This window comes from Pseudoclavibacter endophyticus (assembly GCF_008831085.1).
In the GTDB taxonomy this organism is placed as follows: domain Bacteria; phylum Actinomycetota; class Actinomycetes; order Actinomycetales; family Microbacteriaceae; genus Pseudoclavibacter; species Pseudoclavibacter endophyticus.
The window spans coordinates 1901081-1916029 of the sequence record NZ_WBJY01000001.1; the positions used below are offsets into that span (position 1 = coordinate 1901081).

A 14949-nucleotide genomic window follows, 5' to 3' on the forward strand; every position below is an offset into this window, starting at 1 on the left:
GCCTTCGGGCGGCGTCACTTGCGCGCCAGTTCCTTCACCGAAGAAAGTGACGAAAATGCGAAGCCTGTTCTCGAGCATCTCTGCCGCGACGATCGCGGTTGCCATGGGGGTTGGCGGCCTGCTGCTCATCGCCCCTGCCCAGCCCGCCTCGGCGGCCGGCGCCACCTCCGACCTCAGCGTCACCTACTTCCGCGACCAGCAGCCGAACGGTCAGTACGACGAGGGCGAAGACCTGAACCCGGGCCTGCTCTACGCGCAGGACGCTGCCGGCAACTGGTACGGCACCGGCGCCGGCGACGACGGCACGTTCAACTTCGCAGACCTTCCCGCCGGCGAGTACCAGGTGTACTTCCAGCTCGCGAACCCGCGTTCTACGGCGTTCAACGTCGATGGCAATGAGCGCATGGAGGTTGTCGAGGTCCCGCGGGTGACCGATGCCACGTGGATCAACTCACGCACGGGCGAACGTTCGACCTTCTCAACGGTCGCCGGCGAGCGCTCGGTCACGACGGTGACGGTGAGCTCGGGCAGTGACATGCTGCAAGTGGGCGTCTCGATGATCTCGTCGACCGCGGTGGTGTTCACTCCCGGCTCGGAGGAGCCGACGTACGAGGCCGCGAGCATCGCGTTCATCGACGGCGCGGACGAGATCGCGTCGTACGAGAGCGCGTCGAACGGGGACTACCTGGCCGTCACGGCGCCCGGCGGGGCGACCCAGTACAACTTCCTCGAGGCTGCCATGGGTGTCGTTGTGACCCCCGTCGACGGGTACGTCGTCGAAAGCGTCACGGCGACGAACTCCGGGGGCGAGGCATTGACGGTGACCAACGCCGGCACGGGCGTCTACACGATCGCGAGGAGCGACCTGACGTCATCGTTCGACCGCGCTACGTTCACGGTCACGCTGGCCGAGGCACCGACGCCGACGCCAACGGAGACCGCGACCCCGACGGAGACGCCAACGGAGACCGCGACCCCGACGGCGACGGCTGACCCCACCGACCCCGCCGACCCCACCACGCCGACCACGCCCGGACAGGGCACCGGTGGCAACGGCACTGGCGATGACGACGGACTCGCATCGACCGATGGCGGGAACGGTCTGCTGATCGCCGCCGTTGCCGCAGCGGCGCTCACTCTCGGTGGAGCCGCCCTGCTGCTGCGTCGCCGCACCGCCTAGCGACAACGCGCTGCCACGTACGGGCGGTCGGGACGAGCATGACGCTCGGCCCGGCCGCCCGTACGTATTTGGCAGCGAATCCTCGAGGTTCAGAACAGACGGGGCGCGTGGCCAGGAGTGGTGGCACACCCACACAGCCACGACGAGCGTTGGCAGGAGCCGCCCGGATGGCTCACGGGGCGAAGCCCCCACGGCCACGACGAGCGTTGGCAGGAGGCGCCCGGATGGCTCACGGGGCGAAGCCCCCGAGTCCCCGACCACCCGCTCCGATGGGGATGCAGCAGACGCCTACGACGACAGGCCCCTGCCGGGCGGCGGGGGCCTGTCGTCGCGGCGGTGCGCCAGACGGAGCGCGTCAGTGCTTCAGGTGACCCCGGTAGTACTCGAAGGACCAGCCGATGATGCCCCACAGCACGAGCGGAGCGACGAAGAACGCGGGCCAGATGCCGACCGCCATGCCGAACATCGCGAAGCCGACCGTAGCGGCGAGCAGGATGGGCCACCAGCTCCACGGGCTGAACTGACCGAGCTCGAACTCGGCCTCGTCAACATCGGCGTCAAGCCGGTCTTCGGGCAGGATCTTCACTCGGAACGGCTTGCGCTCGAACCAGAGGTAGAACGCGATGAACCCCGAGAATACGAACAGCAGTGTGAGGGCGACCACGCCGACCCATTCGGGCTGACCCTGGTCGACCGTCGTCCAGACCGAGTACGCGATCGCGACGATGAGAAAGAAGCCTCCGATGACGAGGAGGATTCGCTCGAGCGACTTCATGGTCCCTACTTCACCTCTCCGGAGTGCTCATCGGTCACCGGCACTTGCGGCGCGTCCTTCAGCGGGCCACGCCCAACCATGACGGTCTGAAGCTCGGGGTGGTGCAGGTCAAATGCCGGTCGCTCCGACCGGATGCGCGGGATCGACGTGAAGTTGTGCCGCGGCGGGGGGCAGCTCGTCGCCCACTCAAGCGAGGCTCCGTAACCCCAGGGGTCGTCGACCTCGACCTTGGGCGCTTTGACGGCCGTCACAAGCAGGTTGAGGAAGAACGGAATCATCGAGATGGCCAGCACGATCGCCCCGAGCGACGAAAGCTGGTTCATCCACGTCAAATCGTCCTCCGGCTGGTACGTGGAGTAGCGCCGAGGCATGCCCATGACGCCAAGCCAGTGCTGGATGAGGAAGGTCATGTGGAAACCGACGAACAGCAACCAGAAATGGATCTTGCCGAGCCGCTCGTTGAGCATCTTGCCCGTCCACTTGGGCCACCAGAAGTAGAAGCCGGCAAACATGGCGAACACGACCGTGCCGAACACCACGTAGTGGAAGTGCGCGACAACGAAGTAGGTGTCTGACAGGTGGAAGTCGAGCACGGGAGACGCGAGGATCACACCGGTCAGACCGCCGAAGATGAACGTGACGAGGAACCCGAGCGACCATAGCATCGGCGTCTCGAACGTGATCGAACCTCGCCACATCGTGCCGATCCAGTTGAAGATCTTCACGCCAGTCGGCACCGCGATGAGCATCGTCATGAGCGCGAAGAACGGAAGGAGGACCGAACCGGTCACGTACATGTGGTGGGCCCACACCGACGCCGACAGCGCAGCGATCGCGATGGTGGCCCCGACGAGCGTTTTGTAGCCGAAGATCGGCTTGCGGCTGAAGACCGGGAAGATCTCCGAGACGATGCCGAAGAACGGCAGCGCGATGACGTAGACCTCCGGATGCCCGAAGAACCAGAACAGGTGCTGGTAGAGGATCGTGCCACCGGCATCCACGTCATAGATGTGCGTGAGGAAGACGCGGTCCATCAGGAGGCCGAACCAGGCCACGGCAAGCACGGGGAACGCGAACAGCACGAGGATCGAAGTGATGAGAGCGTTCCACGTGAAGATCGGCATGCGCCACATGGTCATACCGGGCGCGCGCATCGTCACGATCGTGGTGATGAAGTTCACGGCACCGAAGATTGTGGAGAAACCGGTCGCGGCAAGGCCCGCGGTCCAGAGATTCCCCCCGACCCCGGGCGAGAACGTTGTCAGCGAGAGGGGCGTGTACGCCGTCCAGCCGAACGCCGCCGCTCCGCTCGGCGTGAGGAACCCGGCGACGGCGACGATCGCACCGAAGGTGAACAGCCAGAAGGCGAACGCGTTCAAGCGGGGGAACGCGACGTCGGCCGTACCGATCTGCAGCGGTACCAGCACATTCGCGAAGCCCGAGAAGAGCGGCGTCGCGAACATGAGCAGCATGATCGTGCCGTGCATCGTGAACAGCTGGTTGTACTGGTCGCGCGAGGCGATGAGCTCCATACCGGGCTCGAAGAGCTGTGCGCGGATAAGCAGCGCCATGACGCCGCCGATGCAGAACCAGATCACGCTCGAGATCAGGTACATGTACCCGATCACCTTGTGGTCGGTGCTCGAGAGCCAGTTGACGAGCGTGTTCCCCTTGCGGGCGACGGTGCGGCTCGGGACGGGGTTCGCCTCGCTGACCGGGATGGTCTTCGCCGGACGGTTCAACGTCGAAGTCATGATCTTCGCCTGTCCTACTCGGTCTCTTCGGGGCCGTGGTGCGGAACCTCAGTACCCGGAAGGTTGTTGTTGCGGTTGTATTCGTCGCCCCGTGAGCCGACGTTGCCCTCGTCGCGCAGTGACTGGATGTAGGCGTTGTACTCGTCGGCCTCCACCACGTGCACCTGGAACAGCATCATCGCGTGGTACTCGCCGCACAGCTCCGCGCACTTGCCGAGGTACGTTCCGACTCGGTCGGCCGTGAACGACATCTGGTTGGTCTTGCCCGGAATCGTGTCTTCCTTGTAGTGGAAGTCGATGATCCAGAACGAGTGGGCGACGTCGCGGCTCTTGAGATCGACGAGTACCTGCGCGCCGACGGGCACGTACAGCACGGGGAGCGACGCCTCATCGATCTCGCCGGTCGTGTTGCCGTCCTCGTCGAAGGTCGGCTGAGCCTGGACGCCCTCGTAGTAGACGTCACCGTCGTACTCGCTGCCGTCGACGGGGAGATAGTTGAAGTCCCACGCCCATTGCTTTCCGTACACCTCGATGTGCACGTCCGCCGCGTTGTCGGGGTCGAGCGCGGCGTCTTCGCCGACCGCGTAGTTGTTCTCGATCGCGGCCGAGTCGCGTGCCGTGAAGGCGAAGAACCCGCCGACCAAGATCAACGGCATCACCGTGAAGAGGATCTCGATGGGCATGTGGTAGCGGAGCTGGCGCGGCGCGGCCGTGTCGGTCTTGCGTCGGCGATACGCCACGAGGCACCAGATGATGAGGCCCCACACGAAGACGCCGAGCGCGACGAGCGTGATCCAGCTGTTGACCCAGAACGGCATCACCATGTCGCCGATCGAGCTGACCCCGGGCTCACCGGGCAGCCAGCCCTGCTGATACTGCTGGGGAGTGCAGGCCGCGAGAACCGCGACGATGAGTCCCGCGAGGGGAAGCGCGATCCACTTGGATCGGTGGTCTTTTCGCACGACAGACCTTTCGGGGTGACGCATACAGGTGGCTGTCAGTCTAGTGGGTCCTGCCGCGTCAGAACGATTCGGGCGCGCCGACTTCGACAGCTCGTCGAACGAGAGACGGCGGCTCTCCCGCAGGAGAATGCCGCCGTCGCGCCGTTCAGCCCGGGCGTGTCGGAGCCCGGTCAGCCGTCGGTCAGTGGAATGAGTCGCCGCACGCGCACGAGCCGACCGCGTTGGGGTTGTCGATCGTGAACCCCTGCTTCTGGATCGTGTCTTCGAAGTCGATCGAGGCGCCCTCGAGGTACGGTGTGCTCATCGGGTCGATGATGACCTCGACGCCGTCGAAATCGACCGAGGCGTCGCCCTCGAGCTCGCGCTCATCGAAGTACAGCTGGTAGATGAGGCCCGAGCAGCCGCCGGGCTGCACGGCGACGCGCAGGCGCAGGTCGTCGCGGCCCTCTTGACTGAGCAGGCTCTTGACCTTGGCTGCCGCCGTCGGCGAGAGCGTCACGCCGTGCGTGTTCTCGGTCATCGTGATCCCGTCGAGCGTCGTGCTCATGGTTCCTCCTTCGTCAAGCGCCTCAGGTGCCGATGCGCGGTACTGCCATTGCGCGGAGGCGCGGACCAGCCCACGCTGCACCGCGGTGCGCGTCCGACGGCCGTCGTGGGGTCGGTCGTCGCGTTCCTCCGCCGCCGCTCTAGCAGCAACACTTGGAGCGTACGCGATATTCCCAAATCACCGCTCGGCGACGCCGCGACCGAAGCGCAGCAGGAACCGCGCCTCGGCCTGCGTCGCCCGCCGCAACACGCCGAGGTGCTGTGACTCGTTCGGGCTGTGCGCCATGGTGGCCGGGTCTTCGACGCCCGTGACGAGGATCTGCGCGTCGGGGTAGCGCTCAACCAGCGACGCGATGAACGGAATCGATCCGCCGATGCCGACGAGCGCGGGCTCGCTCCCCCAGGTGTCGCGCATGGCGTCGAGCATCGTCGTGACGGCGGGAGTCCCGTGGTCGACCAGGAACCCCTGGCCGATGTCGAATTCGCTCATCTCCACGGTGGCACCGAAGGGTGCGTGGGCACGCAGGTGCGCGACGACGGCGTCCCGCGCGGCGTCGGCATCCTGCCCTGGCGCGACGCGCACCGAAACGCGCGCACTCACACTCGGAACGAGGGTGTTCGAGGCGGTGGCGACCGAGGGCGCATCGATGCCCGTGACCGTGATGGCCGGTTGATTCGCGGTCCGGTCGCGCACCGATCCCCGCCCAATGGGCGTCGCGGCGCCATGCAGTCCCGCTTCGACGATGCGCCGCTCGTCCCCCTCGATGCCCGGGTCCGCGCCCTCGCGAGCCGTGAGCCCCGCGACGGCGACGCCTCCGTCAGGGCCCCACAGGGAGTCGAGGGTCCGCACCATCGCAAGCACGGCATCCGGCACCGCACCGCCGAACATGCCGGAGTGCCAGGCGTGTTCGAGGGTGCGCACCGTGAGTCGGAACGTGATGTTGCCGCGCAGCGACACCGTCAGCCCGGGGGTCGAGACCGAGGGGTTCTCGCTGTCGGCGACGATGATCGCGTCTGCCCTGAGCGCGTCGCCGTGGTCGGCGAGGAAGCGGTCGAAACTCGGCGAGCCGTCTTCCTCCTCACCCTCGATGAACAGCGCGAGTCCGAGCGGCAGGTCGCCGCCGGTGACATCCCGCAGGGCCTCGATCGCCGCGAGGTGCAGCGCAATGCCGGCCTTGTCGTCGCTCGCGCCGCGTCCGTAGAGGCGGTCGCCGACGACGGTCGGCTCAAAGGCGGGCGTGCGCCAGCCGTCCTCGTCACCGGGCGGCTGCACGTCGTGGTGCGCGTAAAGCAGCACGGTGGGCGCACCGTCAGGTGCCGGTCGCACCGCGACGACCGCCGGCTGGCCGGGCGTGCCGTCGGCTCGATTCGAGCGCAGCACGTCGACGCGTTCGAACACGCCGAGCGCCCGCACGATCTCGGCGACGCGCGCCGCACTGCGCTCGACGTGCTCGGGATCGAACGACGCCCACGAGACCGACGGGATGCGAACGAGCTCCGCGAGCCTCGCGACCGCGCTGGGAAACAGCAGGTCGACTCGCTCACCGAGGTCTCTCTCGAGCGCGACGTCGTCGCGGTCGCCCACGAGCGCACCGGTCCGGTCATCGCGGGCCGTCTCCCTCCCGGCGGCGACGGTTGCTGGATCGCTGGCGTCGGGCGTCGTCGGCTGCTGCATGTCGATAAGCTTAGGTTTCATCTCTTTCGAAGCCGGCCGCAGCCACGGCCGGCGCGATGCGCCGCAGCCGGGCTGCGTGACGTGCGCATCGGCGTTTCCCCGGAGGCACCCATGAGCGAGCCCACCGCCCCGAAGAAGACCGGCGACGGGAAGAAGGGCCCGACCCCGAAACGACGGGAGCGCGAGGCCGCAAACTTCCGTCCGCTCGTCCCAGACGATCGCAAGCAGGCGAAGAAGGAGATGCAGGCGCAGATGCGCCGCAAGCAGCAGGAGGCGCGCGAGGGCATGGCCCGGGGCGACGACCGTTACCTGCGCGAGAACGACCGCGGCCCGCAGAAGCGCTACATGCGTGATTACATCGACGCGCGGTTTTCGTTCGGCGAGCTGCTCTTGCCGCTCATGTTCGTGGTGATCTTCGTGACGTTCGTCCCCGCGCCCGAGGCCGGCATCTGGGCCATGACGTTCATCTGGGCCTACCTCGCGATCGCCATCACGGAGGCCGTGATCATCGCGAACCTCATTAAGCGGCGGATCCGTGCGGTCGTCGGCGAGTCCAAACTCGAGAAGGGGTTCATCTTTGGAACCCTCGCCCGCATCATGCAGCTGCGGATGCTGCGGATGCCGAAGCCGCAGGTCAAGCGCGGCGAACGCATCGTCTTCACCGGACATTGACCGTCGCCGCCGCAGCACCGCTGACTGACGCGCGACCTCCGGCTGCCACGCCGCTACGAAACCCAAAGGCCCGCTCGGTACTCCGTGCGGGCCTTCGTGGTGGTAACTGTAGGCGAGCCACCCGAATCGTCGCTCAACGCTTCCAGGTAGCCCGCTGAGAACGCATGCCCCCGGATCGGGTAGAATCCGATCCCCGTTTCACGCCGCCGATACGGTGCGCGGCAGGCCTCGCCGGCGCAGTGCCCGATTGATGCGCGCCGCCCAGAGCGGGCCCTCGTAGAGAAACGCCGTGTAGCCCTGCACGAGATTCGCGCCCGCCTCGAGCCGCTCGAGCACGTCGTCGGCCGAAGTGACCCCACCGACCGAGACGAGGCACCGGTCGGCGGGCAGCGCATCACGCAGAACGCGCAGCACATGGAGCGATCGCTCACGGAGCGGCCCGCCCGAGAGCCCGCCGGCCCCGTACGCCTCGACAACGCGGGCGGATGCCCGCAGTCCCTCACGTGACACGGTCGTGTTCGTCGCGACGACGCCGGCAAGCCCCGCGTTCGTCGCGAGCCCGGCGATGCGGCGGATCTCGTCATCGCTCAGGTCCGGCGCGATCTTCACCAGCAGGGGGACGCCCCCCGCGGCGTCGAGGGTCGCTCGAAGGATCGGTTCGAGCGCGTCAAGCTCCTGCAGCCCGCGGAGGCCGGGCGTGTTCGGCGAGGAGACATTGACGACGAGGTAGTCGGCGACGTCACGGACCGCCTGCGCCGCGGCAACGTAGTCCCGCGCAGCCTGGTCGGCGGGAGTGTCCTTGTTCTTGCCGATGTTGACGCCGACGATGATCCGGCCGCCCGTGGCCGGGCCGGTTGCGCGGCGACGCAGGGCGCTCGCCGCCTGCACCGCGCCGAGGTTGTTGAATCCCATGCGATTGATGAGCCCTCGGTCGTCGATGAGCCGATACATTCGTGGCCGCGGATTGCCGGGCTGCGGCACCGGCGTCACGGTGCCCACCTCGACGTGCCCGAACCCGAGCGCATGGAGTCCGTCGACGTCGCGTGCATCTTTGTCGAATCCGGCGGCGAGCCCGAACGGACTCGGGAACGTGAGCCCGAGCGCCTCGGTTCGCAGGCTCGGATGCGGTGCGGTGAACCGGCGGACGATCGTGGCGAGCGGGGCCGAGCCGAGCATCCGAATGGCGACGGAGCCGAGCGCGTGCGCGCGTTCGGTCTCGAGACGGCGTAGTACGAGCTCGAACACCAGCGGGTAGAGGCGAAGGCGGTACACGGTCACTCCTCGTCGTCGAGCGGCTCGCCGCCGTGCCGTGAGGTCACGCCATCGCTCCGCAGGCTCTCGATCGCCCGCTCGAAGTCCTCGAGGCCGGCGAACGACTGATACACGGATGCGAAGCGCAGGTAGGCGACCTCGTCGAGCTCACGAAGCGGGGGCAGAATCGCGAGTCCGATGTCGTTCGCCTCGATCTGCGAGATGCCGGAGGCACGTACCGCCTCCTCGACGCGCTGGGCGAGCAGACCGAGGTCGGCATCGGTCACCGGGCGGCCCTGGCAGGCCTTGCGCACCCCCGCGACGATCTTCTCGCGAGAGAAGGGCTCGACGATGCCGTTTCGCTTGACGACGTTGAGGCTCGCCGACTCCGTGGTCGTGAACCGGCGCCCGCATTCCGGACACTGCCGGCGGCGGCGCACGGCGTTGCCATCGTCGGTCGTGCGCGAGTCGACGACGCGCGAGTCGGGGTGTCGGCAGAACGGGCAGTGCATCAGCGGGCGCGCGCCTTGGCCGCCTCGCCGTGCGCGGGCAGATCCTCCGCAGCTGCGAGGGCGACGAGCTGCGGCGCGACCTCGGCAAGCGCCGCGGCGTCGTACCGGATGATCTGCTGGGGCCGGAGGAAGGTGTGCGCGCCGAGCCCGGCGGTGTGCGCCGATTGCCCGCCCGTCGGCAGCACGTGGTTCGATCCGGCGACGTAGTCGCCGAGGCTCACGGGCGAGTCGCGCCCGACAAAAATAGCGCCGGCGTTCGTGATGCCCGTCAGCAGGGCGTCATCGTCGGACGTCTGCAACTCGAGGTGTTCGGGCGCGTAGGCGTTCGAGATGAGCGCGGCTTGCCCGAGGTCGCCGACCCGAACGATCGCCGACTGGGGCCCGCCGAGCGCGGCGGCGACCCGGTCGGCGTGCCTCGTCGCCTTCGCGCGCCGCAGCGTCGCCGCGCGCACCCGCTCGACCCACGCATCCGGCGCCGTCGTGACGAGCACGGATGCGGCCATCTCGTCGTGCTCGGCTTGGCTGACGAGATCGCTCGCGACCGCCTCGATGTCGGCCGACTCGTCAGCGATCACGAGGATCTCGGTCGGCCCAGCCTCTGCGTCGATGCCGACGAGCGACTGCACGACGCGCTTCGCGGCCGCGACGTAGATGTTGCCCGGCCCGGTGATGACGTCGACCTTCCCGAGGCCAATCGCCGGGACACCGTGGGCGAATGCGCCGATCGCCCCGGCGCCGCCCATGGCGTACACCTCATCGACACCGAGCAGCGCGGCGGCGCCGAGGATCGTCGGGTGCACTCCGCCGCCGAAGGCGCGCTGCGGCGGCGAGGCGATGGCGATCGACGGCACTGCGGCCGCCTGGGCCGCGACGACGTTCATGACGACGCTCGATGGGTAGACCGCCTTGCCCCCGGGCACATAGAGGCCGACCCGGTCGACGGGCTGCCAGCGCTGCACGACGACCGCGCCGGGGGCGAGGGTGGTGGTCTTCGGCGGGGGCACCTGCGCGGCCGACGCCTTCCGGACACGCGCGATCATGAGTTCGAGGGCCTCACGCACGGCGGGGTCGAGCCCGGTCAGGGCCGTATTCAGCTCCGCCGCGCCCACGCGGACGGTCGCCGGCTCGGCGCCGTCGAAGCGAGCGGACTGCTCGCGGAGCGCCGGCTCGCCGCGGTCGCGAACGTCGTCGATCAGCTCCGCGGCGGTCGCGAGGGCGGCGGACACGTCGACGGCCGGACGGGGCAGCGCGGCATGCAGTTCGTGCGGTTGCGGGAACGTGCGGCGGAAGTCGATGGTGCGCAGCATGATTGGTCAATCGTACTGGCACGGCCGATGGACTCAGGCGAGTGAACGCGCGCCGACACCGGTAGCGTTGGCGCGTGAATGCACGGGGTGGCTCCGAGGGCGAAGCGTCCGACCGGGCGGGAGTCTGCTACTCCGCCTCGTACGATGGCACGCCGTCCTTCCACGCCGATCGGCTCGACGTCGTGTTCGCGCCGCCGAACGACCCGAGTTCGACGACCGCGCGGGTCGCGGCGACGCTCCACGGTTTCCTGCTTCTCGCCCGGGACCGACCATCCGCCATCCCTCCCACCCTCGTCGCGATCGGCACGAGCGATGCGCTTGTCACGGTTCTCTTCGATCGTCCTCCCCTGCCGTTCCTGTTGTCGCTGCGGGCGCCGGACTCATGGGTGCACCACGACCCCATCACGGGCGCCGACGCACGATCCATCGAGTTCGTGGCGGCGGACCTCTACGACGCCCTCGACGAACCGCACGACGTCGAACGAATGCCGAGGACGTCGCTCGTTCTTGAACCCGAGCCCGGCGCGCGCCACCGAGGGGAACGCCTCGACACGGTGGCCAGCCCGCACGTGATCGAGCTCCGGTGGTTCGGCGACCTCGCCGGCCCGGAACCGCTCGAACCCCCGGCAGGCCTGCTCACCCGACTGCGGGGATACGCCTGGCGGGAAGAGCACTAGGCGGCTCGCCCCGCCCTACGACACGGCGCCGGGCCCGAGCAATGTGAGCAGCTCACCGGCCAGGTCGGCTCCGCCGCGCACGCGGTGCGGCAGCTCGAACGTTCGGATCGACTGTGCCGTGTGCAGCCGCAGTCGCACTTCGTTGTCGCCGGGATGACGCCGCAGGGTCGCCCCCAGATCCGTCACGACCTTCGTTGTCGCAACCGTGTCGACGAGGTCGATCGTGAGCGACCGCTGCTCGACGCCGCCCTGCAGCCTCGGCTGCGAGAGCCGCTTTGCGTGCAGGCTGACGCCGTCATCGCGCAGCTGCACGCGCGCTTCGAGCACGACGATCGTGTCGGGCTTGAGGAGCTCATGGAAGTCTTTGTAGGAGCGGCCGAGAAACATGACGCTGATCTCGCCGCCGAAGTCTTCGATGGTGATCTGCCCGAACGGGTTGCCGCTCGAGCGAGCGACGCGGTGCTGCACCGACGTGATGAGGCCCGAGACCGTGACCGTGTCACCGTCGGAGTAGCCGCCGTTCTCGTCCTGCAGGTCGAGGATCGAGGTCGATGCGAGCTTGCCGAGTTCCTGCTCCAAGCCCTTCAGGGGGTGATCCGAGACGTACAGGCCGAGCATGTCGCGCTCGAACGCGAGCTTTTCGCGGCGCTGGAACTCCGGCAGGTCGGGCACCTGCTCGGTGTCCTCCTCGAACTCCACGAGCCCGGCGAAGAGGTCGATCTGCCCGTGGGCTTCATTGCGCTTGCGTGATGTCGACGCGTCGATCGCATCCTCGTGGATCTCGACGAGCGCGCGGCGCGTGTTCCCGAGCGAGTCGAAACCGCCGGCCTTGATGAGCGATTCGATCGTGCGCTTGTTGGCGACGCCGAGCGGCACCTTGCGAAGGAAGTCGTGGAAGCTCTCGAAGCGGCCCTGCTCCGCCCGGGCGCGCACGATCTCGTCCACCACGTTCGCCCCGACGTTGCGCACCGCGCCCATGCCGAAGCGGATGTCGTCGCCGACGGCGGCGAAACGCAGCTTCGACTCGTTGACGTCGGGCGGGAGCACGTCGATGTGCATGCGGCGGCACTCGTTGAGGTACAGCGCGAGCTTGTCACGCGAATCACCCACCGACGTCAGCAGCGCCGCCATGTACTCGGCCGGGTAGTGGGCTTTGAGGTAGGCCGTCCAGTACGACACCACGCCGTAGGCCGCCGAGTGCGCCTTGTTGAACGCGTAGTCCGAGAACGGCAGCAGGATGTCCCACAGCTTCGTGATCGCCTCGTCCGAATAGCCCCGCTCGCGCATGCCTCCAGAGAAGGCCACGAACTGCTTGTCGAGCTCCGACTTCTTCTTCTTGCCCATCGCGCGGCGCAGGATGTCCGCCTGGCCGAGGCTGTAGCCCGCAACCCTCTGGGCGACGGCCATCACCTGCTCCTGGTAGATGATGAGGCCGTAGGTCTCGCCGAGGATCTCGGCCAGCGGCTCCTCAAGCTCCGGATGGATCGGCGTGATCTCTTGGAGGCCGTTCTTCCGCAGCGCGTAGTTCGTGTGGGAGTCGGCGCCCATCGGGCCCGGGCGGTACAGCGCGATGACCGCCGAGATGTCCTCGAACTTGTCGGGCTTCATGAGCCGGAGCAGCGAGCGCAGCGGCCCGCCATCCAGCTGGAACACACCGAGGGTGTCGCCGCGGGACAGCAGCTCGTACGCCGCGCGATCATCAAGGGGTAGCGTCTCGAGGTCGAGCGTCTCGTCCCGGTTCGACTCGATGTTGTCGAGCGCATCCGAGATGATCGTCAGGTTCCGCAGCCCGAGGAAGTCCATCTTGATCAGCCCGAGCGACTCGCACGCCGGGTAGTCGAACTGCGTGACGATCTGCCCGTCCTGCTCCCGCTTCATGATCGGGATGATGTCGATGAGCGGGTCGGACGACATGATCACGCCCGCCGCGTGCACGCCCCATTGCCGCTTCAGGTTCTCGATGCCACGGGCGGTCTCGAACACCTTCTTCGAGTCGGGGCTCTGCTCGATGAGCGCGCGAACCTCGCCCGCCTCCTGGTATCGGGGATGGTCCGAATCGACGATGCCGCCGAGCGGAATGTCCTTCCCCATGACGGCCGGCGGCATCGCCTTCGTGAGCTGCTCGCCCGTCGAGAATGGGTAGCCGAGCACACGGGAGGCGTCCTTGAGCGCCTGCTTCGCCTTGATCGTGCCGTAGGTGACGATCATGGCCACGCGGTCGGAGCCGTATTTCTCCGTCACGTAGTGGATGACCTCGGAGCGACGACGGTCATCGAAGTCGACATCGAAGTCCGGCATCGAGACGCGGTCCGGGTTGAGGAAGCGCTCGAAGATGAGACCGTGCTCGAGCGGGTCGAGGTCGGTGATGCGCATCGCGTACGCGACCATCGACCCGGCTCCGGAGCCGCGGCCGGGACCGACCCGGATGCCGTTGTCCTTCGCCCAGTTGATGAAGTCGGCGACGACGAGGAAGTAGCCGGGGAACCCCATGCTCCTGATGACGTCGATCTCGTAGTCGGCCTGCCTGCGCACCTGATCCGGCACGCCGTCCGGATAGCGGTAGGCAAGACCCTTGTCGACCTCCTTGACGAACCACGTCTCCTCGGTCTCGCCCTCGGGAACGGGGAACCGCGGCATGTAGCTCGTCTCGGTGTCGAAGGCTGCGTTGCAGCGCTCGGCGACGAGCAGCGTGTTGTCGCAGGCCTCGGGATGATCGCGGAAGATGAACCGCATCTCGCCGGCCGACTTCAGGTAGTACCCCGTGCCGTTGAACTGGAACCGGTTCGGGTCGTCCATTGTCGACCCCGATTGCACGCAGAGCAGCGCGGAGTGCGCCTCGGCGTCGTGCGCGTGCGTGTAGTGCAGGTCGTTCGTCGCGAGCAACGGCAGGTCGAGGTCCTTCGCGAGCTGCAGCAGATCGCCCATGACGCGGCGCTCGATGTCGATGCCGTGGTCCATGAGCTCGCAGTAGAAGTTCTCCTTGCCGAAGATGTCGCGGAACTCGGCCGCAGCCTCGCGCGCCTCCCGGTACTGACCGAGTCGCAACCGCGTCTGCACCTCGCCGGAGGGGCATCCGGTCGTGGCGATGAGCCCCTTGCCGTACTGCTGCAGGAGCTCACGGTCCATGCGCGGCTTGAAGTAGTACCCCTCGAGCGACGCGAGCGAGTTGAGGCGGAAGAGATTGTGCATCCCCTCGGTCGACTCGCTGAACATCGTCATATGCGTGTACGCGCCCGAGCCCGAGACGTCGTCGCCGCCGCCGTCGCCCCACTTGACGCGCGTGCGGTCGGAGCGGTGCGTTCGCGGTGTCAGGTACGCCTCGGTGCCGATGATCGGCTTGATGCCGGCCTTCGTCGCAGCGTCGGCGAACGCCTTGGCGCCGAAGACGTTGCCGTGGTCAGTCATGGCGATGGCCGGCATGTTCTCGGCGGCGGCCGCCGCCATGAGTTCATCGAGGCGCGCGGCGCCGTCGAGCATCGAGAACTCCGTGTGCACGTGCAGATGTACGAACGAGTCTTTCTCAGACACGTAGCCTCCCCAGATCCGGCCCACCAGCCTACGCGCGAAGCGGATCCGGACGCTCGCGGCGCGTCGGCCGCTCGTGTCGCCGCTCGCTCCGTGCGGGCCGGCGACCGGTC

General features: G+C 67.8%; 12 protein-coding genes. 3 read left to right on the forward strand and 9 right to left on the reverse strand.

The annotated features are described in order from the left end of the window. Nucleotides 1-55: 55 nt before the first annotated feature. Nucleotides 56-1180, forward strand: a complete 1125-nt coding sequence (locus F8O04_RS08565; RefSeq protein WP_158028815.1) for a hypothetical protein — start codon at nucleotides 56-58, stop codon at nucleotides 1178-1180. A 355-nt stretch (nucleotides 1181-1535) separates the two neighbouring features. Here the strand turns inward: F8O04_RS08565 and ctaF are convergent, their stop codons facing one another. The 5 genes from ctaF to F8O04_RS08590 all read right to left on the reverse strand — a co-directional run bounded on the left by ctaF (nucleotide 1536) and on the right by F8O04_RS08590 (nucleotide 6892). Continuing rightward, nucleotides 1536-1955, reverse strand: coding sequence for an aa3-type cytochrome oxidase subunit IV (ctaF, locus tag F8O04_RS08570; protein ID WP_158028816.1), 420 nt, complete (start codon nucleotides 1953-1955; stop codon nucleotides 1536-1538). 5 nt (nucleotides 1956-1960) lie between these two features. Then, nucleotides 1961-3709, reverse strand: a complete 1749-nt coding sequence (ctaD, locus tag F8O04_RS08575) for an aa3-type cytochrome oxidase subunit I (RefSeq protein ID WP_158028817.1) — start codon at nucleotides 3707-3709, stop codon at nucleotides 1961-1963. Nucleotides 3710-3723: 14 nt separating this feature from the next. Next, entirely contained in the window at nucleotides 3724-4671 is a 948-nt protein-coding gene (gene ctaC, locus F8O04_RS08580) for an aa3-type cytochrome oxidase subunit II (protein ID WP_225734922.1), read from the reverse strand. 181 nt (nucleotides 4672-4852) lie between these two features. Continuing rightward, the gene (erpA, locus tag F8O04_RS08585) at nucleotides 4853-5218 is read right to left on the reverse strand and encodes an iron-sulfur cluster insertion protein ErpA (protein WP_158028819.1); all 366 of its coding nucleotides are present in this window, start codon (nucleotides 5216-5218) and stop codon (nucleotides 4853-4855) included. A 177-nt stretch (nucleotides 5219-5395) separates the two neighbouring features. Further along, the gene (locus F8O04_RS08590; RefSeq protein ID WP_158028820.1) at nucleotides 5396-6892 is read right to left on the reverse strand and encodes a M20/M25/M40 family metallo-hydrolase; all 1497 of its coding nucleotides are present in this window, start codon (nucleotides 6890-6892) and stop codon (nucleotides 5396-5398) included. Nucleotides 6893-7003: 111 nt separating this feature from the next. Between F8O04_RS08590 and F8O04_RS08595 the strand changes: the two genes are divergently transcribed. Then, entirely contained in the window at nucleotides 7004-7564 is a 561-nt protein-coding gene (locus F8O04_RS08595) for a DUF3043 domain-containing protein (RefSeq protein ID WP_158028821.1), read from the forward strand. A 198-nt stretch (nucleotides 7565-7762) separates the two neighbouring features. Here F8O04_RS08595 and F8O04_RS08600 read toward each other — a convergent pair whose 3' ends face one another. Genes F8O04_RS08600 through hisD form a run of 3 tightly spaced genes read right to left on the reverse strand, consistent with a single transcriptional unit; the run spans nucleotide 7763 to nucleotide 10634 of the window. Beyond that, a complete protein-coding gene (locus F8O04_RS08600; RefSeq protein ID WP_158028822.1) occupies nucleotides 7763-8836 on the reverse strand; it encodes a quinone-dependent dihydroorotate dehydrogenase in 1074 nt (357 codons plus the stop codon). A gap of 2 nt (nucleotides 8837-8838) precedes the next feature. Then, entirely contained in the window at nucleotides 8839-9327 is a 489-nt protein-coding gene (gene nrdR / locus F8O04_RS08605) for a transcriptional regulator NrdR (protein WP_158028823.1), read from the reverse strand. Next, nucleotides 9327-10634, reverse strand: a complete 1308-nt coding sequence (gene hisD, locus F8O04_RS08610) for a histidinol dehydrogenase (protein ID WP_158028824.1) — start codon at nucleotides 10632-10634, stop codon at nucleotides 9327-9329. The genes nrdR and hisD overlap by 1 nt, the downstream gene beginning before the upstream one ends. A 74-nt stretch (nucleotides 10635-10708) precedes the next feature. On the opposite strand from hisD, the gene F8O04_RS08615 reads away from it, so the two are divergent. Next, nucleotides 10709-11311 carry a hypothetical protein gene (locus F8O04_RS08615; RefSeq protein ID WP_158028825.1) on the forward strand — a complete coding sequence of 201 codons (603 nt, stop codon included), beginning with the start codon at nucleotides 10709-10711 and terminating at the stop codon, nucleotides 11309-11311. 15 nt (nucleotides 11312-11326) lie between these two features. On the opposite strand, the gene dnaE is transcribed toward F8O04_RS08615, so the two are convergent. Beyond that, entirely contained in the window at nucleotides 11327-14839 is a 3513-nt protein-coding gene (gene dnaE, locus F8O04_RS08620) for a DNA polymerase III subunit alpha (protein ID WP_158028826.1), read from the reverse strand. Between the last annotated feature and the right edge of the window lie 110 nt (nucleotides 14840-14949).

Coding starts and splice junctions, on each gene's coding strand:
- ctaF (WP_158028816.1), bottom strand. CDS start 1,955: ATGAAGTCGCTCGAGCGAATCCTCCTCGTCATCGGAGGCTTCTTTCTC.
- ctaD (WP_158028817.1), bottom strand. CDS start 3,709: ATGACTTCGACGTTGAACCGTCCGGCGAAGACCATCCCGGTCAGCGAG.
- F8O04_RS08590 (WP_158028820.1), bottom strand. CDS start 6,892: ATGCAGCAGCCGACGACGCCCGACGCCAGCGATCCAGCAACCGTCGCC.
- nrdR (WP_158028823.1), bottom strand. CDS start 9,327: ATGCACTGCCCGTTCTGCCGACACCCCGACTCGCGCGTCGTCGACTCG.
- hisD (WP_158028824.1), bottom strand. CDS start 10,634: ATGCTGCGCACCATCGACTTCCGCCGCACGTTCCCGCAACCGCACGAA.
- F8O04_RS08595 (WP_158028821.1), top strand. CDS start 7,004: ATGAGCGAGCCCACCGCCCCGAAGAAGACCGGCGACGGGAAGAAGGGC.
- erpA (WP_158028819.1), bottom strand. CDS start 5,218: ATGAGCACGACGCTCGACGGGATCACGATGACCGAGAACACGCACGGC.
- F8O04_RS08565 (WP_158028815.1), top strand. CDS start 56: ATGCGAAGCCTGTTCTCGAGCATCTCTGCCGCGACGATCGCGGTTGCC.